30 protein-coding genes and 1 tRNA gene are annotated in these 18,590 nt (G+C 70.8%); 1 reads left to right on the top strand and 30 read right to left on the bottom strand.

The window, feature by feature from the left end; translation table 11 throughout:
* Nucleotides 1-20: 20 nt before the first annotated feature.
* From SCAB_RS29195 to SCAB_RS29165, 7 genes are all read right to left on the bottom strand, one after another.
* Complete coding sequence (locus tag SCAB_RS29195; RefSeq protein WP_013003691.1) at nucleotides 21-1,097, bottom strand: hypothetical protein; 1,077 nt, start codon at nucleotides 1,095-1,097, stop codon at nucleotides 21-23.
* On the bottom strand, nucleotides 1,094-2,545 hold the full coding sequence (locus SCAB_RS29190) for a phage portal protein (RefSeq protein ID WP_013003690.1): 1,452 nt from the start codon (nucleotides 2,543-2,545) through the stop codon (nucleotides 1,094-1,096). The genes SCAB_RS29195 and SCAB_RS29190 overlap by 4 nt, the downstream gene beginning before the upstream one ends.
* A gap of 14 nt (nucleotides 2,546-2,559) precedes the next feature.
* Nucleotides 2,560-4,197 carry a terminase gene (locus tag SCAB_RS29185; RefSeq protein ID WP_013003689.1) on the bottom strand — a complete coding sequence of 546 codons (1,638 nt, stop codon included), beginning with the start codon at nucleotides 4,195-4,197 and terminating at the stop codon, nucleotides 2,560-2,562.
* A gap of 3 nt (nucleotides 4,198-4,200) precedes the next feature.
* Nucleotides 4,201-4,653, bottom strand: coding sequence for a phage terminase small subunit (locus tag SCAB_RS29180; RefSeq protein WP_013003688.1), 453 nt, complete (start codon nucleotides 4,651-4,653; stop codon nucleotides 4,201-4,203).
* Nucleotides 4,654-4,951: 298 nt separating this feature from the next.
* The gene (locus SCAB_RS29175) at nucleotides 4,952-5,224 is read right to left on the bottom strand and encodes a hypothetical protein (protein WP_013003686.1); all 273 of its coding nucleotides are present in this window, start codon (nucleotides 5,222-5,224) and stop codon (nucleotides 4,952-4,954) included.
* The gene (locus SCAB_RS29170; protein WP_013003685.1) at nucleotides 5,224-5,847 is read right to left on the bottom strand and encodes a 3'-5' exoribonuclease domain-containing protein; all 624 of its coding nucleotides are present in this window, start codon (nucleotides 5,845-5,847) and stop codon (nucleotides 5,224-5,226) included. The genes SCAB_RS29175 and SCAB_RS29170 overlap by 1 nt, the downstream gene beginning before the upstream one ends.
* Nucleotides 5,844-6,227, bottom strand: a complete 384-nt coding sequence (locus SCAB_RS29165; RefSeq protein WP_013003684.1) for a hypothetical protein — start codon at nucleotides 6,225-6,227, stop codon at nucleotides 5,844-5,846. The genes SCAB_RS29170 and SCAB_RS29165 overlap by 4 nt, the downstream gene beginning before the upstream one ends.
* A 49-nt stretch (nucleotides 6,228-6,276) precedes the next feature.
* Here SCAB_RS29165 and SCAB_RS29160 point away from each other — a divergent pair, with 49 nt between their 5' ends.
* The gene (locus SCAB_RS29160; RefSeq protein ID WP_013003683.1) at nucleotides 6,277-6,486 is read left to right on the top strand and encodes a hypothetical protein; all 210 of its coding nucleotides are present in this window, start codon (nucleotides 6,277-6,279) and stop codon (nucleotides 6,484-6,486) included.
* Here SCAB_RS29160 and SCAB_RS29155 read toward each other — a convergent pair.
* The 23 genes from SCAB_RS29155 to SCAB_RS29050 form a co-directional block, all read right to left on the bottom strand.
* Entirely contained in the window at nucleotides 6,483-6,782 is a 300-nt protein-coding gene (locus tag SCAB_RS29155; protein WP_041669779.1) for a hypothetical protein, read from the bottom strand. The genes SCAB_RS29160 and SCAB_RS29155 overlap by 4 nt on opposite strands.
* Nucleotides 6,776-7,696: a hypothetical protein gene (locus SCAB_RS29150; protein ID WP_013003681.1), complete on the bottom strand. Its 921-nt coding sequence runs from the start codon at nucleotides 7,694-7,696 to the stop codon at nucleotides 6,776-6,778. The genes SCAB_RS29155 and SCAB_RS29150 overlap by 7 nt, the downstream gene beginning before the upstream one ends.
* A 2-nt stretch (nucleotides 7,697-7,698) precedes the next feature.
* Nucleotides 7,699-8,145: a hypothetical protein gene (locus SCAB_RS29145; protein WP_013003680.1), complete on the bottom strand. Its 447-nt coding sequence runs from the start codon at nucleotides 8,143-8,145 to the stop codon at nucleotides 7,699-7,701.
* 172 nt (nucleotides 8,146-8,317) lie between these two features.
* Nucleotides 8,318-8,536 (bottom strand): hypothetical protein, encoded by a 219-nt coding sequence (locus tag SCAB_RS29140; RefSeq protein ID WP_013003679.1) that lies wholly within the window; start codon nucleotides 8,534-8,536, stop codon nucleotides 8,318-8,320.
* 123 nt (nucleotides 8,537-8,659) lie between these two features.
* On the bottom strand, nucleotides 8,660-8,815 hold the full coding sequence (locus SCAB_RS47425) for a hypothetical protein (RefSeq protein ID WP_158512264.1): 156 nt from the start codon (nucleotides 8,813-8,815) through the stop codon (nucleotides 8,660-8,662).
* Between the two features lie 111 nt (nucleotides 8,816-8,926).
* Nucleotides 8,927-9,418, bottom strand: a complete 492-nt coding sequence (locus SCAB_RS47100) for a hypothetical protein (protein ID WP_013003677.1) — start codon at nucleotides 9,416-9,418, stop codon at nucleotides 8,927-8,929.
* Entirely contained in the window at nucleotides 9,415-9,759 is a 345-nt protein-coding gene (locus SCAB_RS29130; protein WP_041669777.1) for a PadR family transcriptional regulator, read from the bottom strand. Before SCAB_RS29130 ends, SCAB_RS47100 begins: the two co-directional genes overlap by 4 nt.
* Before the next feature lie 71 nt (nucleotides 9,760-9,830).
* A complete protein-coding gene (locus tag SCAB_RS29125) occupies nucleotides 9,831-10,208 on the bottom strand; it encodes a hypothetical protein (protein ID WP_013003675.1) in 378 nt (125 codons plus the stop codon).
* On the bottom strand, nucleotides 10,205-10,624 hold the full coding sequence (locus SCAB_RS29120) for a hypothetical protein (protein WP_013003674.1): 420 nt from the start codon (nucleotides 10,622-10,624) through the stop codon (nucleotides 10,205-10,207). Before SCAB_RS29120 ends, SCAB_RS29125 begins: the two co-directional genes overlap by 4 nt.
* Nucleotides 10,625-10,756: 132 nt before the next feature.
* Nucleotides 10,757-11,029 (bottom strand): hypothetical protein, encoded by a 273-nt coding sequence (locus SCAB_RS29115; protein ID WP_013003673.1) that lies wholly within the window; start codon nucleotides 11,027-11,029, stop codon nucleotides 10,757-10,759.
* A complete protein-coding gene (locus tag SCAB_RS47420) occupies nucleotides 11,026-12,195 on the bottom strand; it encodes a ParB N-terminal domain-containing protein (RefSeq protein ID WP_158512263.1) in 1,170 nt (389 codons plus the stop codon). Before SCAB_RS47420 ends, SCAB_RS29115 begins: the two co-directional genes overlap by 4 nt.
* A gap of 5 nt (nucleotides 12,196-12,200) precedes the next feature.
* Entirely contained in the window at nucleotides 12,201-12,542 is a 342-nt protein-coding gene (locus SCAB_RS29105; protein ID WP_013003671.1) for a hypothetical protein, read from the bottom strand.
* Nucleotides 12,539-13,162, bottom strand: coding sequence for a hypothetical protein (locus tag SCAB_RS29100; protein WP_041669775.1), 624 nt, complete (start codon nucleotides 13,160-13,162; stop codon nucleotides 12,539-12,541). Before SCAB_RS29100 ends, SCAB_RS29105 begins: the two co-directional genes overlap by 4 nt.
* Nucleotides 13,159-13,653 (bottom strand): DeoR family transcriptional regulator, encoded by a 495-nt coding sequence (locus SCAB_RS47095; protein WP_148274232.1) that lies wholly within the window; start codon nucleotides 13,651-13,653, stop codon nucleotides 13,159-13,161. The genes SCAB_RS29100 and SCAB_RS47095 overlap by 4 nt, the downstream gene beginning before the upstream one ends.
* Nucleotides 13,654-13,655: 2 nt before the next feature.
* Nucleotides 13,656-13,856, bottom strand: a complete 201-nt coding sequence (locus SCAB_RS47090; protein ID WP_013003668.1) for a hypothetical protein — start codon at nucleotides 13,854-13,856, stop codon at nucleotides 13,656-13,658.
* Complete coding sequence (locus tag SCAB_RS43845; protein WP_013003667.1) at nucleotides 13,856-15,340, bottom strand: hypothetical protein; 1,485 nt, start codon at nucleotides 15,338-15,340, stop codon at nucleotides 13,856-13,858. Before SCAB_RS43845 ends, SCAB_RS47090 begins: the two co-directional genes overlap by 1 nt.
* Nucleotides 15,337-15,588, bottom strand: coding sequence for a hypothetical protein (locus tag SCAB_RS29080; protein WP_013003666.1), 252 nt, complete (start codon nucleotides 15,586-15,588; stop codon nucleotides 15,337-15,339). Before SCAB_RS29080 ends, SCAB_RS43845 begins: the two co-directional genes overlap by 4 nt.
* On the bottom strand, nucleotides 15,588-16,154 hold the full coding sequence (locus SCAB_RS29075) for a hypothetical protein (protein WP_013003665.1): 567 nt from the start codon (nucleotides 16,152-16,154) through the stop codon (nucleotides 15,588-15,590). Before SCAB_RS29075 ends, SCAB_RS29080 begins: the two co-directional genes overlap by 1 nt.
* 3 nt (nucleotides 16,155-16,157) lie before the next feature.
* Nucleotides 16,158-16,532, bottom strand: a complete 375-nt coding sequence (locus tag SCAB_RS29070; RefSeq protein WP_013003664.1) for a hypothetical protein — start codon at nucleotides 16,530-16,532, stop codon at nucleotides 16,158-16,160.
* Between the two features lie 102 nt (nucleotides 16,533-16,634).
* Nucleotides 16,635-16,707: transfer RNA gene (locus SCAB_RS29065), tRNA-Ile, on the bottom strand.
* A gap of 104 nt (nucleotides 16,708-16,811) precedes the next feature.
* Complete coding sequence (locus SCAB_RS29060) at nucleotides 16,812-17,930, bottom strand: DUF932 domain-containing protein (protein ID WP_013003663.1); 1,119 nt, start codon at nucleotides 17,928-17,930, stop codon at nucleotides 16,812-16,814.
* Between the two features lie 32 nt (nucleotides 17,931-17,962).
* Nucleotides 17,963-18,208, bottom strand: coding sequence for a hypothetical protein (locus tag SCAB_RS29055; RefSeq protein WP_013003662.1), 246 nt, complete (start codon nucleotides 18,206-18,208; stop codon nucleotides 17,963-17,965).
* Nucleotides 18,209-18,236: 28 nt separating this feature from the next.
* Nucleotides 18,237-18,587, bottom strand: coding sequence for a hypothetical protein (locus tag SCAB_RS29050; RefSeq protein ID WP_041669773.1), 351 nt, complete (start codon nucleotides 18,585-18,587; stop codon nucleotides 18,237-18,239).
* Nucleotides 18,588-18,590 lie beyond the last annotated feature (3 nt).

The following is an 18,590-nucleotide window of genomic DNA, read 5'->3' as shown; positions in this document are numbered from 1 at the left end:
CGCGGACAGAGCGAGGCTTCTCAGCCGTCGATGTAGCCGAAGCGCCGCAGCATGCGGATCGCTTCGTCCCGGCTCTCGGCGAGCCGGAAGATCTCCTCCGGCATGAGCCGGGGGGTCCGAAGGCGGAACTGGCGGCCGATGTCGGCCGGGACCTGCCCGCGCCTGATGGCGCGGGTCCGCTCCGAGCGGTAAAACGCGCCCCTCGTCGTGGTGCCCTCGCGGGTCGCCCTGACCCTGCGGCCGAAGGCGGACGCCGTGTACATGCCGCGGCGGGCGTTCACGACCGAGGTGATGTCCGCGCCCGCCCGGATCGCGCGAGCCCCGGCGATCGTGAAGATGCGGTCCTGCTCGCGCCGGGACAGCGAACCGAAGTACGTCTGTGCGTCGACGAAGCCACGCGGCCCGCCCCGGCCGACGGTGGGCGCCATCTCCCGGCGCTCCAGGAAGCCGCGCCGCAGGCTGGATCGGGCGATCAGGGTGGCCGGCATGTGGATGCAGTCGCACCGCGGGTGCCGCTGAAAGCCCGCGTTCCACCCGAATTCCTTGCCGGACAGGATGGCGCAGCGGGCGCAGCACGGGGCGGCGGCGATGCGGATGTAGCCCTGGATCGTGCGCCGTCCCGCGATGCCCGCGCCGACCGCCGTACGGCCGGCGTCGGCGACCTGGGTGGCGGCCATCTTCAGGAGCTGGTTCAGGCCCCGCATCATCGCTTCGACGTCGTCCAGGCCGGCGCCGATGGCCTGCTTGGTGGAGATGACCGGCAGGTACAGCAGCGACTCAAGCGACCGGCCGTCGGAGGCGTGCCCGGCGAATGCTGCCGCCCGCAGACGCGTGCCGTCGGGTTCGCTGCCGTCGGCGGCCTCGATGGCGTTCAGGTACGGGTCGGCCTGGGTGGCCGCCGCGAACTGGCCGACGGCGACGGCCTCGACGATCCGCGGCCCCACCAGGGCCTCCCAGGAGCCGGTCAGGTCCCGGCGATCCAGCTCCCGCCACAGGTCTTGCACGCGGTCGGCCGTACGGCGCGCGAGCCGGGACTGCGCCACGTAGTACGCCTCCGCCAGCTGAACGGCGGACAGGCGCTCGGGCGCTGTCGTCACGCGGCGTCCGCCGGCTCGGGCAGCGGCTCGTCCTCGTCGTCCACGCCCGGCTTCGGCCCGGCCTGCAGAGCGGCCAGGTCCCCGGCGAGGACCCGGGCCATGGCGTCCTCGGCGGCCTCACGGTCCTGCTCCTCCATGCGCGCGATCTGCGCCTGCGAGTAGCCGAGATCCTCGCGGGTCTGCCGCAGCGGCACGATCTTCGCCGAGTACTTCTTCACTGCGGCATCCGCCGCCTGCGCGACGGTGGGGGTGGAGGCGTCCCTCCATACCGTCTCCAGGCTCATCACCCGCGGGTCCCACTCGCCGTCGCGGATCCGCAGCGCGAGCCGCATCACCTGCTCCCACGCCTCGCCCCACTCGCGCTGGCGCCGCTCGGCCCGCTTCACGAGCCTCGACTCCGAGGACCGGATGGCGTCGGCGCTGGCCGGGTTCTGGCTGGTGTAGCCGAGGAAGTGAGGCGGCAGACCGGCCAGGCTGGCGACGAGCTGCGCGAGCTGGTTGATCGTGTCGTGGAAGTTCTTCAGCTGCGCCTCGGGGAACTGGATGACGTCCGCGCCGCCGTCCTCGCCCGAGCCGCGCCGGCGTTCTGTCGCCCACACCCGGCCGATGATCCGGGAGAACGCCGAGACCTTCCGGCCCTGCTCGTCCTGGAAGTCGTCCTCACCGAAACCGAACGCGACGCGGCGCGGGGTGGCGTGGTATTCCGCGCTGACCATCATGTCGGTGGCGATCTTGCAGGCGGCATCCGACAGCGGGATCACGGCCTTCAGCTCACTGACCCCGCCCGGCTTCTTCAGGCGGGCCCGGTTCGCGAGCGGCACCACCGGCACCTCGCCGAGCCCGTGGTCGTCGCGCGTGGGCTCACCCTCGTCGCCGGTGTCCTCGGCCCACACGCCGGAGCGGTCCTTCGTCCACCACGACGTCGCCCCCGGCAGGTACAGCGTCGCGTGCTCGATCGGCGAGGCGCCCTCTTCCTCCTCGCACCAGCGCTTCACCGCCGCAGCCACAGCCCCGGTGCGGGGGTCGTGCTCCGCGTACACATCGAGCGGCGACTCCACGGTGATCAGCGGTGTCTTCGGGTCGTCCTCGCGGGCGCCGACGATGACGTACGCCCGCCGCATCACCAGCCCGTCCAGGTGCCCCTGGTGGGACCTGGAGTCCAGCCGGTTCGCCTGCCAGATCCGCCACAGCTCCTCGTCGGCCTGCGCCTCGTCCGGGAAGCGGAAGCCCTCGACGTCCAGGCGCTCCTCAAGGCTGTCGGCGACGAGGAGCGGCCAGTTCACGACGACCTGCCGGATCCGCTCGTCCATCTCCGCCTGAAGCTCCGGCGCCAGGTAGGACAGCGGCTGCTCGCCCTCGTAGTAGGAGTCCAGCAGCGTCAGTTCCGGCTTCTCCCGGTCATGGCACTGGATCAGGTGCTTCAGCCACTGCTGCTCGGTGCGCGCCACGGCTCACCTCGCCCTCATCGCATGATCACCATCTTGGACTTCTTCTTCGGGCGTCCCTGGCCGGCCTTGATGGCGTCGGACCGGGCCTCCCACGACAGGTCCCCGGCCATCGCGCCGTCCATCTTGAACGGGCTGTCGTGGCGCTCTTTCTCGATCACCCACAGCGGCTGACCGTCCTCGTCGAGCATCTTCAGCACCCGCTTGCGGGCGTTGGCGATGTGCCGGGCGAAGGTCTCGTCACCGTTGTGGCTGACGTCGCCGGCCTTCATCGCCCGGTGGTAGGCGCGCACGCTGTAGGCCATGGCCTTCGGCCGGTTCGTCCACCACTCGGTGACCCGCTTCTCCCCCCACCGGCCCTTCCAGCGGACGACCATGCCGTCCCAGTACGGCGGGTCCGCGTACACGCGGATGACGTGAAACCGGTCGAAGGCTTCGACCAGGGCGTCATCGACCTCGTCCTCGGGGCACTCCCACTCGGTCTCGCCGGGCGGGCACTCCCAGATGCCCAGCGGCCACTGGAAGCCGGTCTCGATGTGCGTGGCGATCAGAGCGGTCGCGTCGCGGAACTGGGCACCGTCGAAGCCGACGGCGATGGGGTCCCCGTCCGGCACCACGAAGTCCGGCCGCGCCAGCTCGTCGCGCCACCGCCGCACGTCGAACGCCTGCCGTCCGGCCTGCACCCGCCGGTTGAGCCAGACCCGCTCGTAGTACGAGCGGTCGGTGTCCGGGTGGTTGTAGAGCGAGGCGACGTAGTCGACCTGCCCCTCGAAGTCCGGCCATGAGGCGATCGCCGGGCCGGACGCTTCGCGGATGGCCGCCCGCAACTGCTCGTCATCGGACAAGTCCTCGCCCTCGCGAGGGGTGGCCTCACGGTGGAAGAAGCACAGGGCCCGGTCCTTGACCTTCTCCTCCGCGACCAGCTCCGCGTACTCGTGCGTCCCCTCCGCCACCGACCCCTCGCCAGGGGTGTAGGTGGTGGTCGTCTCCAGGCTCCACGGGTCCGCGAGCATGCGCTTGGGGATGTTCGCGAGCATCGTCTGATGCGCCTCGCGCAGCCGCGGCAGCACGAACCGGTGGGTCTCGTCGAAGTGCTGGAACGTCGTACGGGCGCCGTCGCGCGAGTCCGGCGAGGAGGCGAGGGCCTGTGCCTTGCCGTCGCCGCCGATCCGCATGATGCGTTCCAGGCCCGAGTCGAACAGGTCCGCGTCCGGGCCCTCGGTGCACATCACGTACAGCGCGCCGTACGCCAGGTCCGAGGTCTGCTCTTCGGTGTACGCCACCATCGGGATGTACGGGTCCCGCACCGGCCGCCCCACCGGCCGGCCCTTCGAGTCGAACCCGTCGCATCGCACCGGCGCCTCGACATGCAGCTCCGCGTACGCCACCGCGGCGGCCAGCTCTGTCTTCGCCGTGCCCTTGCGGACGCTGAGCCCGACCCGCTTGAAGCGGCGCCGCCCGGCCCGCGGATGGTTCTGCGGGTACACCTCGTACCAGCGGTAGATCAGCGCCCGCTTCTCTGCGTCGAGCTGGTAGTCGTCGCCGCGCAGGTCGCCGGGGCCGTGGACGCACCGCTCTTCGAGGAACTCGCAGACCTGGGGTCCGAGGGTGGGCCAGGGTTCGGCGTCCGGCGCGGGGACGTGCAGGACGCCCACGGCCTACACCGCGTGCAGCGTGGCCCGCGGGTCCTGCGGAGGTTCGCCCCGGCCGCCGGCCGCCTGGGCGGTGCGGCGTCGGCGGGTCCGCTCGGAGGCGTCCTCGCCCCGCTCGATCTCCCACTGAAGACGGCGGCGGTCGATCGGGGTCAGTCCGAAGCACTGCCGCTGCAGCCGGATCTCCGACGCCAGGGACGCCGACGGCTCACGCCAGAAGTTGTCCACCAGCACGGCCAGCATGATCAGGCCGTGCACGTCGACCCGGCCGTCGACGAACTCGCTCGCCATGGGAGACGCCCACACGTCTTCCCACCAGAGCCGGGTCTGCTTGAGCCAGCGGCGGCCGCCGGGGAGTTTCGGCACGGGGAAGTCGTCCGGGACGCCGGACAGCCGGCGCGCGGTGGTCGCCTTGTTGCGGCGCTGGCGGGTCTTCGAGTCCTTCGGAATCTGAGGCATGCGATGCCCCCTTCAAGTGCCAGAACGGCACGTCAGCCGGGCCATCGCGGCACCGGACACGGTGTGACGCACGGTCACGGGACCGGCGTCGCGCCGGGCCTGGGATCCGTACAGACTGGAATCGCCCTCCCCGGCGGTCCGGCAAGATCGTTGATCTTGGGATATCCCCCCAGGTGATCATGACCGAGAGTAATCGTGATCATGATCTTGGTCTCGCCCATGATCATTCTGATCTCCGGGGAGGGAGATGATCATCACGGAGACCCCGGCCGACCCCGGGAGGGCCGGCTGAGACGTCTCAGGGGAGCGGCTGGCGCACGGCAGGGCTCGGGGTCGTGCCTTGCGTGGTGCGCAGCGTGTCTGTGTGCTCGGTGCTGTCGACCTGGTCCGTGCTCGACAGCTCGTGCTCTGCGGTGACTGAGTAGCCGAACGGTGCTGGCTTGGGCTGAGGCTCGGGGCCCGAGGTGAGGAGGCGCAGCGCGGTGGCTTCGGCTCTGGCCAGGGCCTTGGCCGAGTGGCCCTTGATCCTGATCTCGACGGTGCGGTCGCCGTTCGTGACCGTGATGTGCATCAGCCCGTGCTCCGGTGCCCGGGGCCGAGGGTGCCCTGCCGTGTACCCCGCCGTGTGTCCTGCTCGGCGAGCCAGAGCCTGACGGTCCGGTTGTGCCGTGCGTCGGCGAGGGCGTTGTGCTGGCCGGCGTGCTGCTTCGGCAGGGCGGTGTCGGGGATGCCGAGGCGGGCCCGCTCCTGCTGGATGTCGTGGGTGAACATGGGGACGCCTTCGGGCAGGTCGATCATGGGTCCGAAGAGTTGGGCGAGGGCGACGTGGTCGTACGCCCCGTAGTCCGCCCACAGTTCGGCGTCCGGGCCTGCTGCCAGGATGAAGTCGCGGACGTCCGTGGCGATGGTCTTGTGCCGCTTCACCGCAGGGTCGAGGTAGTTGAACAGCCAGTCGTTCGGCATGTGGTTGCGCCAGTCGCCGTGCGGCTGAGGCAGGCGCGGGATGACGTTGGCCATCAGCCACGGGTGGTTCCGCACGCGTCGGCGCAGCTGCCATCCGCGCCAGGTCCGGGCGGTGAGCCGTCGAGACACGGCGTAGTACTCGCGTCCGTCGTCGCAGACCAGGCCGATCGAGATCAGCTCGATGGTGCGCCCGTCCTCCAGGAACTCCAGGTCGTAGTCGATCGCGGTCACTGGTGCCACCCTCCGGGCTGGTGCTGGGCGGTCTCGCTGGAGTGGCAGGGCCCGCATAGGCCGCGGCCGTGCACCGGGTCGTTGGGGTCGAGGCCGCGGGCGACGAGTTCGCGCCGGTCGAGGGGCCAGTGGTCGGCGTGCTTGGAGGGCTTGCGGCATGGCGCGGCGTGGCCGTGGGTGGTGTCGGTGCATACGCAGGTGGGGTGTTTGGCGAGGACTGCGGGCCGGAACTCGGTCTCGTGCTGGCGGCCGTAGCCGCGCTGCCGGGCGGTGCCGCGCTGGGCTTCGGCTTCACGCCGGTGCTCGTCGCATCGGCCGGCCTGGGTGAACTCGGGGCAGCCGGGGACGCTGCAGACGCGCCATCCCGTTCGCCTGCCCATGGCGCCCCCGTCCCGCTACGGTGTCGGCTATCGCCTTATGGGGGGTCAGATGAGAACCGATGCGGCTTTCGGTGTGTTCGTGGTGGGCCTGGTGCTGTTCATGCTGGGTGTGTGGATGCGGTTCGCGCCGGCGCCGATGGTGCTGGGTGGTCTGCTGATGTTGGGGACGGTGGCGGCGACGGCGCGGCAGCGGCGTACGGGGCCGGCTCCGGAGGTGACGTTCCGGCCTGGTGGTGATGGCCGGCCGTGGCGCCGCTAGATGACGTTGAGGTAGCCGGACAGGCGGACGATGGTCTCGGAGCCGGGCGGGTCGAAGGACACCCAGACGCGGTAGTCGCCGGGGGTGAGGGTGGTCTCGCCGCCGTCGGGTCCGATGAGGAGCACGGCCTCGTTGTCGCTGTTCCAGGCTCCGGTCTTCCAGTCCGCGACCGTGGGGTTGCTGCGGTTGTGGACGGGCAGGATGGCGAGCCTGGGCGGGCTGCCCGTGATGTCGACATTCTCGGGTGCGGTGACGGGGACGTGCAGGTTTTCCGTGGACGTGGAAGGGATCAGCACGGTGCGTCGACCTCCCACCGTCCGGGTTGCGGTGCGCTGGCCGAGTAGAGCGCGCCGTGCGGCGTTCCAACGGTGAAGTCGGCGTCAGCGTCTGGGCTGGCTGTGACGAGAGGCCGCGCGGTGCTGGTCTCGACGGCCGGGCCGAGGGTGGCGCTCTTGGAGCCCGTCAGGGGCTGGGCTGCCTCTACGGAGGTGGCTGGGCCGAGGCTGCGGCTCTTCGCGGCCGCGATGGGCTGCGCGGTCTCGGTGGCTGCTGCGGCGGGCAGCGGCGCCGCCTTGGTGCCGGCCAGGGCCTCGGCCGTCTCGGTCTGTGCTGCGACACCCAGGGCCGTGGTCTTCGTGCCGGTGAGGGGCTGCGCGGTCTCGGTGGATTCTGCGGGGGTGAGGTTCGCGCCGGCGGTCACGTCCGCGGCGGCGAAGTCATCGAAGCGGAGAGCGCCGGCGGACTCCGAGCGGATGCCGACGCTGGTGCCCGTGGTGACGCTGGTGTCGGTGACGGAGACCCGTTCGATGCCGTTGACGTAGCCCTTGATGGTCGATCCGACTGCCTGCACCTTCGCCACGTCGCCCGGCGCGGCGGCGGCCGTGTAGGTGCCGATGACGGTGAAGCTACCGCCGACGACGCTGAACAGGGCCCACTCCGAGCCGTCGTTGCGCCACAGGTAGCCGCTGGAGATGTTGGAGTTGCCGCGGCACCATACGCCCTGGCTGGCGGCGACCGTGGCGGCGATGGTGACTTGCGCGGAGTGGTCACTGCTGTCCATGGTGCCTGCGGCCCGCAGGATGATCGTGCCGCCTGCTGCGCCTGGGGAGAGCTGGGCGGAGGCGATAGACCAGTCCCCGGACACTTCGACCCACCCGGCGCCCAGGTCGCTGGTGTTGCCGCGGTCGAAGTCGTCGCTGAAGCTGGCCACGGCTAGGCGGCGGAGCTGGCCCGGAGGAGATCGGCGATGGTCAGGGTGAACGTGTTGCCGTCCGGCGTCCAGCTGAGGTCGTGCTTGGTCAGCGGAATCAGGTCGGCGTCCGTGCCCGTGGTCGTGTCCGGGTCGTAGCAGACGACGACCGCGCCGACCGGGTTTCCCGTCGGCGACGTGTACACGACGTCAGCAGCGTCGATGTCGACGCGGTCGCTGGCGTCGTTGACCGTCACCGTCACCCCGGAGAGCGTCTTCCGGGTCACCGTCGTCTGCTCGTTGGACGCGCCGGCGAGGACGTCGGCGAGGGTGTCGTAGTCCCGCATCGTCGAGTCGGCGACGAGTCCGGATGCCTCCAGCGCCACGAGGACCAGGGCGTCGTTCGCGTTGGGGAGGCTGGCGTATTGGGCGATGCGCCCGAGAGCCACGTTGAAGACGATGTTCGCCATCGCGGAATCCCTCCCAGAAGGCCAGAGTTACGGTGCAGCTCAATCCGGGGCGGGTCCGTGCAGCAGAACGCCCGGCATCGTCCGGCCGGGCTGCGGAGGCACTACGTGCACCATGACACAGAATGAGCGGCACGGAGCTAGCAGTCAAGCGCTAGCAGGTCAACACTCCCGGTCAAGCCGCTTCCCTCGGGCGCGTGGCGTCGCCGATGTCGGCCAGGTCCCACAGGGCGAGCGGCTGGCCGCGCGAGGGGTTCGGGCGGAAGCCGGCCGGGGCCAGGCCCCGGCGGCGCGCCCAGTCCCGGAACTGCTTCGCCGTCCTGCCCAGGCTGTAGGCGGCCTCCTCGGTGGTGACGAGAGGCCGGCCGTCACGTCCGGTGCGCGTGGTGGTCACGGGCCCAGTGTGCAACTACCAGTCGTACCAGTGATCTACCATCTGGCCCCAGATTGGTAGTTCGGCGCGGCTGAGCCCCGGCCTCCCTGGTTGCTACGGGGAGGGCGGGGCTCGTTGTCTCGGCTACTGGAGAACGGCGCCGATGGCCAGGCCGACCAGGCTGACGGCCAGAACCGGCAGCCCGAGTGTGGCTGCCTGCTGCTTGGCGAACCGGCTCAGGACCACCTGCCCGGCCACGGCCGCGACCATGAGGACGGCAGCCTGTTGCTTCTTCGACATCTCCATTCACCTCCCTTCCACACATGGTTGGGCGCAGCATGCCACGCGGGTCTGACAATGCCCGGCAATTTAGGGGAGGTTGGAAGCAGCTGGGGCAGCTGCGACAACTGTTCAAGCGCTGTGCGAGCGTCCGCGCCGCGCCTTCCGGAACCTCCACCACAGGTCGGCGCCGTTGATGACCACCGAGAGAAGCGAAAGCGTGACGAGCATGCTCCATCGCCCATCGCTCCACGGATTCGCGTACGTATTGATCACGCCGCTGAGCGTCACGGTCAGCATGACGATCCGGCCTTCGCGATCGAAGAGTGCGGAAGCGATCCATCGCACATGGTGGAATCGTGGGCGCCCGGCGAGGTACATGCCTCGGATGCTAGTCATGGCGCTCGCGAGAAGGGTGAGTGCGGAGAGGAGCTTGAGGATCTTCCCTGGCCGGTCCTGAATGCCTGCCGCCCACTCCTCCTCCAGGCGCTGACGCGCCTCGGCGTCCGGAACGCACCGGGCCGCGAGCCAGATGACCTTGCGGGCGAGCCAGGGCGAGACGTCGCAGAACTCGTTGATGACGAGTCCGAGCACGAGGGCGGTGACGATTTCCGTGCTCATCATGCCGCCCCTAGCCGTCGCATGAACCCGAGAGCCGGGCCCAAGTTGCCGCCCCGCCGGGCAGGAAGCTGGCCCCGGCGCTCTTTGACGGTGGCTCGCGCGGACGTCATGCCTTCGGCCGTGAGTTGGTAGAACCGCCTTCGCGGTCGACCGGGCTCCGGGTGTTCGGCTTCCCAGCGGCTCTCAACCCAGCCGGCCTCTTCGAGGCGGAGGAGGATCGGGTAGACGCTGCCGGTGGGCTTTCCCGCGGCCTTGGCTACGGAGAAGCCGTGTAGTTCCTCGCCGGAGATGAGGACTTCGAGCACGTCGAGAGTCGCCCCGGTGATTCTGAATGGGGTCTTCATGACAGCTAACTCTAGTTATGCAGCGTTGACGTGTCCAGCATGTTCCACATGGCCCGACCAGGACAGCCGTTCTACCGAAACGCCTCGCAGAACGGGGTGACGGGGCAAGCGAGGGTGTCCAGGTAGCTGCCGTGGACGCACCGGTCCCGGTTGTACTCCGGGTCCTCCTGCCGCCGGGGTGCGCGGCGGATGTCGGCTCCTGCGCGTTTGTGCCAGCCGGTGGGCTCGTCCTGGGTGTCGGGCTCGAACACGGCGGCCGCCGCGACGAGGGCGGCCATGCCCCGGTAGCACCAGCCGTACGCGGCGCACCCAGAGGTGTCGTCGTCGTACACGCAGACGAGCCGGTGGTTGGCGAGCATGCGGACAGCGATCCACCGGCAGCCGGACTCGCGGGCGATGACCAGGCCGCGCCACAGCGGATCGGTCTCCGGGTTGTCGATGAGCTTCACGGGGACCTCTCCTGGTTGCGGGCGCGCTCGTAGCGTTGGCGGGCGGCGATGAACGCCTCACCGGTGCCGCCACGGTCAGGGTGCGCGTCGGCCATCTCGGCGCGCAGGGTGGCGAGGTCCCGCTTGGCCGGCTGTTCGAGCTCGGGCGGGTTCAGGTACAGGTGGAAGTCGGGCGCCCACCAGCCGCCAGCGCCGTGGTTGTAGATCTCCCCGTCGGCTTCGATCTGCTGCCGGTTCACGTAGCCGATCTCGATGTCGCCCGGGATGCGTTCGCGGCGCACGTAGTAGATCCGCTTCGGGGTCTTCTTCGTGATCCGGAACTGGATGACGCGGGGCGGCTCGTAGAACCGGGAGTCGTCGGCCACGCTGCTGTCGATGCCGTACAGGTACTCGACGGTGGCGGGCTCACTCGGCATCGGTTATCCGCTGGTCGTGGTCGGCGCACTCGCACGGGCAGTTGTGGCTTCGCTCGCACGGACATGGCTCGCAGCAGTAGTGCTGGCCGCAGTCCGAGCAGCGCGAGCGGTTGCAGTCCTCGCAGCGGTGGCTCACCGGTTCGCTCCCTCGCACGAGGACCAGCAGGAGGTGTTGTGCCGGGCGCAGTAGCCGTCGTAGACGAACCAGCGCCAGCACGGCAGCCGCAGGCCGTGGGAGCGGTGGCCGCAGTAGCGCCAGTGGTAGCCGCCGACGACGGCCGTACGGCGGTGGCGGCCGAACAGGACAAGGTGAGGGCCGACCGCCGACCAGGCGAGCAGCAGTGCCCTGACGGCGGCGAGCAGGTACAGCCGCGGGCGGGCCGGGCCGAGGACGCGGGCGGTCACCGGCCCGGCTCCTGGGGCAGCGGGCGACGCCAGTACGACTCTTCGGTGTGGTCCCACCTCTCCCAGCCGTCCCGGCCTGCGTCGGTGTTGCGCTCCCAGGTGGGGTCGGGGTCGCCGTTGTCGTCGGCCGGCGGGACCCCGGCGTTGTCCCACTGCTTTCGGGGGCCTTCGGTGGTGCGGTACTCGTACGCAGGGTGCGCGAACCGCGCGTGCAGCTCGGCGTCGGTGAGCTGCACCAGAACTCCCGAGCCAGGCTCCTCGCTGGCGGTCTGCGTGATCTCCACCGGCACGTAGCCGATGCCGAGCCGGACCGCGATGCACAGCCGGTGGTGGCCATCCCACAGCCGGCCGTCCGAGCCGATCAGCACCGGCATCGTGATGCCGTTCGCGCGGATCTGCTCCTCCAGCCTGTCCAGGTAGCCCGTTTCGGCGTGGCGGCGGGCGAGGTCGGCCCACTCTTCTTCCCACGTCCAGTCCTGGGAGCCGCAGCACACCTCGGTGAGGACCCGTTGGAGGGGCCAGACCTGAAGCTCGACGCGCGTCTCGGGTTGCGGTGTCTCAGGGGCCCGGTCTGCGGCAGGCACGACAGTCGGGGTGCCCTCCAGCACCACCCCCCGCTCGAACCCGCCACGCGCCGACAGCTTCGCCACCCGCGCCCGCTCAACATCAGCAACCTCGAAGTCGTGAACAGCCGCCAGAGCACGCACAACCTCCAGCACATCAGCGAGCTCCTCGACGAGGTGCTGCCCGTCGGCCGCTGCCGCCTCGGCGGATTCCTCGACCAGCTTGCGGCGCAGCAGACCCGGCATCTCCTGGGCGGCTGCGGTTCGGACGGTGAGGTGCTGGCCGTCGGCGGCGGCAAGGGCGGGGATGAGGTCACGGATCAGTTTCTCGGTCACCTGATTGCTGCTCGGAGAGGCCGGCCACTCCAAGCGCGGTCCGGCGGCAGCTGCTCGCGAGCGGGAGGCTTCGGCGATGGTTCTGCCGACGGCGGAGAAGGTGAGCGGGTACGCAAGGCGGCTGGCGGGCGGTTCGATGCTGCGGAGCCGGCCGAAGGCAGCTTGGAGTGCGCTCGTGTCCGCGTGGATGGTGACCACCTGCCGCGTGTGATGGCGCTCCAACTGCGCGAGGGCCCGGTCGACGTCCGGGTACGGGCGGTGTCCCATGGCGTTCACTCGTCCTCGTCGTCGGCGGTCGGCGCCTGGTCGCGGAAGGCTCCCTCGGCCCTCTGCACGATCAGTTCCAGCAGCGGGCCCACGGTCGGCTGCAGCTCCAGGACGGGCCAGTTGGCCGACCCGTAGCTGTTGTGCAGCCACTGCCGGGCGAGCACCTCGTACGAGCCGCCCCGCCGCTTGATCGTGTCCCACAGGTGGATCAGGTCCCCGATGGCGGGCGGGTGCGGCGTGTGCAGCTTGCCGTCAGCGTGAGGGCTGCCGATGTTGACCGGTTCGTAGTGGAACTGGCCGTCTCCGGCCGGGGTACGGATGTAGAAGCTGCACACGACGGGCTTCATCGGGTCGGGCCTTTCGCTGGCGCTGGCTTGATGGCGTTGAGGAAGCGGTTGGTGGCGTCGACGACGTTGCCCGTCAGGGTGTCCCTCTTGGGGTCGGCGAACGCGAGGTAGTGCACGTTGGGTTCGGCGGCGTCCGGCTTGGACTCGTCGATGCGGTTGCTGCTGGCCATGTAGCGTCCGCCGTCGGTGTCCACGGCGTTGATGCAACGCTGCTCGACCCGGCCGGGGATGTGCTCGAAGCGGGGCGTCGATCCGCCGGCGTTGCGGCGGCGGGCGGCCTCGCGGGCAGCGGGGTGGTCTGCGTCCCCGCTGATCGCGTACGCCTCGTACCGGAACGCAGCGCCGATCAGCGGCCCGACGTCGGGCATCACGAACACGTGCGAGCCGTCCGGGCGCCGGGGCAGTCCCAACGCCATGTCGGCGATCACGACCACCGCGGTGGGCGGGTGTCCGAAGGTCGTCCACACCTGCTCCGGAACCGGTACCTGGATCATGCGTACACCGGGCCCGTGGACCTGGTGGATGGTGAACAACGCGGGCTGTTCGTCCCACTCGCTACGCGAGCGGAGATGGGCGGCGAGTTCACTCCTGACCGCCTCCACGGCCTTCGGTGCAATCACGGGCGGCTCTCCTCCTCGCGGTGCGGGGCGATGTTGCAGGTGAGGATGCGCGGGGCAACGCCGTCCGGGATGCGGCCGGAGGCCCACGCGTTGCGGTAGGTGCCGGCGACGATGCTGACGGCGGTGGCGATGGCGTCCCATGAGGTCATGCCGGTGCGGGTCATGGTGGCGAGGTCGGCGCGCAGCTGGTCGTCGAGGTCGACGGTGAGCCGGTCCGCGTCGGCCGGCGCGGCCGGTGGCGCATCCGGCGCACTGGCTGGCGCACCGTCCGGGGCGCTGGGTGGCGCGTCCGGCGCAGAGGTCGCCTCGGGGGCTGCCGGGTCAGGCTGGGTCTGGCGCTGCGCCGTCGCATTGGCGTCGAGGTCGCGGCGGATCGTGTCCTTGCCGACCCCGAGCCGAGCTGCGATGTTGCGGGCGCTGATGTCGGGTTCCTGGCGCACGAGTTCGGCGACCATGGCGCGGCGGGCCGCGATCGTGAGTGGCGCGGGCATGTTCACCGGCTCGCTCCGGCCGGCCTCGTGGCGCGCGACGGCGCATCGGCGGGGCACCAGTCGCCGCCGGTGTCGCTGCGCCAGCCGTGGCGGGAGTGCGCCACCCGGCGCGCGTGGTCCGCGTTGAGGGTGCCCGTGACGGTCTGCTGGGCGCGGCAGCCGCGCCGGTCGCAGTACAGGGTGTGGGCGTAGCCGATCGCCATCAGCTCTCACCGTCCTCGGTGACGTCCGTCCAGCCGTGGAGGTCGCTCTCGTCGCGCGGGCTCCAGGTGGCGGCGCCTCGCTCGGTGCGGAGCCAGCCGAAGGCGGTCGGCAGGATGCTGTCCGGTGGGGTGCCGACGTGGCTGACGCGGAAGTAGACGAACTGGCCGTGGAACGCGCGCCGGTAGGTGTGGCCGGGGAGGAAGAAGCCGGGGGTGGCGTCGGGGTGTGGCGGGCTTTCGAGGATGGCGATGATGGCCATGCCGAGGTCCCAGGCTTCCGCGCTGTCGCGGATGTCGACCGTCGCGAGCCGGGCCCGGATCTCGTCGTGGCGCTGGTCGGTCACCGAGGCGAAGCGACGCAGGCGCTCCAGCTCGGCCGGCGCGAGCCAGCCCGACACCTTCGCGCGAGTCTCCTCGTCGAAGAGCAGCGCCACGGGCCGGCCGTCCTCGGTGATGGCGCCGACGGTCAGCACCGGATCTTCCTCCGGGGCGGGCTCGATGGCAGTGTCGTACCGGGACACGACCAGCGGCACGGGGGCGGCCTGCGCCTGGTCGGTCATCTGGCGCAGCAGCTCGGCGACCGCGCGGGCCCCACCGGCCGCACGCTGCCCCTGATCGTCGTAGAGGCGGGTGGCCTCCGACTCGGCGGCGGTGGTGGCTTCGTGGAGCGCCTCGGCGCGTACCTCGGTGCGGTAGGCGGCGAGCGCCGCCCGCTGTCCGTTCTGCGCCGGGCCGGGCGCTGCGTTGTGCTGCATGATCCACAGGCACCACTCGTACGCCGACGGCCACGTGTGGCCCGCGTACGTGATCGGGGCGCCCGGACCGGGCCTCGGCACGGCCGGAGTGGACTCGCCCTCGCGCGGGTGAAGACCGCGGGTGCCCTTCTCCGTGGAGGTGGTCTCGATCATCGACAGCACGACCGCCCGGCACCTTCGCCACGCATCGGCGTACGACCCCGCGTTGAACGTGCCCTGCAGGTGCTCCGGCAGCTTCATCGCTGCGAACTGCTCGTCGACCAGGCGCAGCACCTCGATCCGGTGCTCGGCCAGCAGCTCGGTCGTCCTTGCGCGCAGGTCGGCAGCCTCATCCGTCGCCGCCTTCCGAGCGAGCTGCGACGCGATGACGGTGAACAGCATGTGCTGGAGGGCTTCCTGACCCTCGCGAGCACGGGCCCCGGCGCGGTCGGCGGCCCACCCCCGGCCCAGCGCGCGCTGGTAGGCCATACGCCAGGCGGTGCGGTACCGCTCGGCCCGGGACTCCGCGTCGAGGAGACGCCGCAGGACGGGGGCGGTGCGCACGCCCATGTACGCAGCCAAGTTGAGGCAGTACCAGTCCTCTCGCTGGGTGGTGTGGTCGTGCTCGCGGCGGTCCCGCACCGACTTGCCGAACGACAGGAGCAGTGAGTTGCGCGCGGGCTGCGCGTCGCCCAGCAGCTCGGCGAGCTTAGCCCGCTCCTCCAGCGTCATCTCGTGATGGGCGCTCACCGGCGCTCACCGCCCTTCGACTCGGGCTTCACGCCGGCGATCTCGTACCAGGCGGCGAACTCCGGCGATCCCATGCCGGCCTCGGAGCCCTCGACGGGCGCGCTCATGGCGGTCGCGGCGGCCAGGGCGAGCGTCGCGTGGGCCTGGGCCTCGGCGATGATCCGGGCAGCATCACTCGGGTGCAGGGCCGTCGCGGACTCTTCGAGGAGTTTCTCGGCCTGGTCGTAGTGCTCGGGTCCGGTGGCCATCAGGTGCCCGCTCCGTTCCTGGTGTCGGTGTCGAGCCGTGCCGCCCAATCGGTGAGCACGGCGAAGTCGTCGTGGGTGAGGCCCTTGCCCGGGTCGACCCAGTGGAGGAGGGCAGGCCCGTTGTGGTGACGGTCGACGTACGCGCGGTCGACGTCGGTGATCTGGTCGTCCACCCACACGAACGGCCGCCCGGCCGCGTACTCGACGACCCGCCACGTCTTCACGTAGGTGCCGTCGGGCCGGTCCGCGAACTGATCGCCGAACTCGATGACGGGCAGGTCCCGTTCATGCGGGAGGCCGATGCGCCAGCCGATCCACTCGTTGGCGTCGTGCTCCCACGTCGTCGCCCACACCAGCTCGAACGGCAGTGCGAGGAGGGTCGGGCCGTGGGTGGGGTTGAGCCAGACCCGCAGCGGCTTGACCCGCTGCTCGGGGACGCCGGGGTGCTGGGCTATCCAGCCGTCCGGCTTGAGACGGTGCGTCTGGTAGCCGGCGGGGCGCCGGTGCGCGGGTGCGTCGAACGGATTCAGGGGGCCGTCGACGTCGAGGAGGAGCAGAGGCTTCATCGCTCAGTCCTCGAATCCGGGGAGGCCGCGGGTGTCCAGCCCCATGGGCGAGACTGCGGAGTGCATGCGGTCGACGGCGACGCTGAGGGCCTGCGCGAGGGTGACGGCGTCGCCGATGGCCGCGCGCAGCTCGGTGACGGCCTTGTTGGGGTCGAGGCCGCCGTCGATGAGGACACGGCCCTGCTCGTGGGTGTGCTCCACGGGGCGCAGGGCCTGCTCGATGGCCTGCGGCAGCATGCGCACCAGGTAGGCGAGGGAGCCGATCGCGGAGTAGGCGTGGGGCGGGTACTGCCAGCCGTCGCCGGTGTTGATCGTGTCGTGGTTGAACTGGCGGATGAGGTCGCCGGCCTGCGAGGCGGTCCGACCCGGTGTGGCCATGAGGTGACTCCAGAGGATGTTAGGGGCCCGGCGGCGGGAAGCGAGTCGGGGCGCGGACGCGCGGTCGCGTGTCCGGCCGCCGGGCGGTCGAGGTGGGGGGAGTCACGCTGGTGGGGCTCGAACCCACGACCCAGGACTTATAAGATCCGCGCTCTGCCAACTGAGCTACAGCGTGTCGGTATTGAGTTGTGCGGGCCGCGCCCCGGGGCGGGGGGAGTGGTCGGGGCGCGGCCCTGGGTGGCGGCCGGTAGGGGGAGTTACCGGCCGCCGGTCTGGTGGTCAGCGCGTGCGGAGCTGAAGCAGGCGCCGGTGGGCCCGGGTCTTCAGATCGTCGTCGGCGCCTTCCAGGGCGGCGGTCGCGCGGGCCAGTTCCTCGGTCATCGTCTTGCCGGGGCGGCGGGGTGCGACGTGGTCGAGGTAGTCGGTGACGACGCGTTCGGCGGCGTACGCGGTGCGCCCGGCCCGCTCGGTCTCGGCGCGGAACATTGCGTCGAGCCGGTCGGTGCGGCGGGCGTGGCTGTTGCGGGTGCGGTCGGTGGCGTCGTCGTCGAGGGGCCACAGGTCGGCGATCACCTGGTGGAAGTCGTCGATCGCCAGGCTGGTGCGGGCGAGCGCGGTCTCTTCCGCTTCGAACACCTCGGCGTACTTCCGCGTCAGACCGAGGGTGCGGCGGGCTTCGGTGAGGTTTTCCAGGCCCCCGGCGGTGTGCCGGATCGCCCACCGGGAGGCGGCGTCGGCGAGCGCGAACCGTTCGGTGTTGCCGCAGACGACCCGCCACGGGGTGACGACCACTTCGGCCTGCGAGGTGGCGTCGTGGCTGTTGATCGCGACGATGAACAGACGGATCTCGTCGTCGAGGCCGCCCCGGTCAACGATCACCGACTCGGGGATCTGCATGGTGACGAACACGCGGCGCCCTCCGCGCAAGGCTCCTGCGCTCTCCCAGAGGATGTGGTGCGAGTACGCGAGATCCTGGAGGAACGTGAACACGGCTCGCTGCTGGAAGAGGGTGTACCGGTGGCCGACGGTGCCGAGAGCGGCCCCGGTGTCGGTGCGGACGGTGACGAAGTGGTCGGCGTCGATGAGCCTGCGCCCGCCGTGGGTGTACTCCACCGGGTACTTCACCACCTCGAAGTCGATCTGCGCGGCGGCGAGCACGGTGTCGATGTCGGAGATCCCGCCGGGGATGACCGTGCCGAGCCCGTGCCAGGCGGGGGTGCTGGTGTAGAGGGCGGCGGTGCCGCGCGAGGTGTCGAGCCCGTCCCGGCCGACGACTTCGCCCCGGTCGTAGCCAACGGTGGCGCGGTACGAGCCGGACGCGGTACGGCGGGCGTTGGTCGCCTGCATGAGTGCGGTGCGCTGGTCGTGGAAGTGCTGGTTGACGTCGGTGCTGCTCACGGGGTCCCCCTTACGGGACGGGTGGGTGGTGCTCAGCCGCAGGCGGCGGAGCGGGTGATGGACTCGCGGCGGGCGTGGTGGGGGCCGGACCGCTCGCCCCACGGGTCGACGAGCGCGAAGCGGATCTCGGCGAACCCGAGGAGGTCGAGCCGGTGGCAGATGCCGCAGTTGCAGGGGACGGCGAGCCACAGGCCGTGCAGGTGGGTGAGCGAGCCGTGGTAGATCACGAGGTCACCGGGCTCGATCAGGTCGAGGGCGCGGATCAGCGTGTCGGACATGACTCCCCCTTCCGGGACGTGCGGGCGGTTACGGGTGGCTGCGGACGGGACCGGCGTGCGGGGTCCACCGCATGGCGTCGATGCTGGTGAGCGCGGGCGGTACCGGGCGGACGGCCGGGGCGGGCCGACTGACGGCGAACCGGCCGTACCGGTCCCATGCCTCGCTGAGCACGTGGCTCTCACCGGCGGCGTAGGCGCACACGGGACGGACGTGGTCGTTGATCACGCGGAACGCCTTGAACGGCTCGTGCCGGTAGGTGTCGCGGTAGATCTCCGCCGCCACCCGGCCCAGCCACGAGCCGAAACGCCAGTCGGCGGGGAGACCTCGCTGCACGAGGTAGTCGGCGACGGTGATTGCGCGGTTGAGCTGCACATTCATGAC

This window comes from Streptomyces scabiei 87.22, assembly GCF_000091305.1.
Taxonomy (GTDB): domain Bacteria; phylum Actinomycetota; class Actinomycetes; order Streptomycetales; family Streptomycetaceae; genus Streptomyces; species Streptomyces scabiei.
Note: the sequence above shows the minus strand (reverse complement) of the source record. Positions and strands in the feature narration are given on the sequence as shown.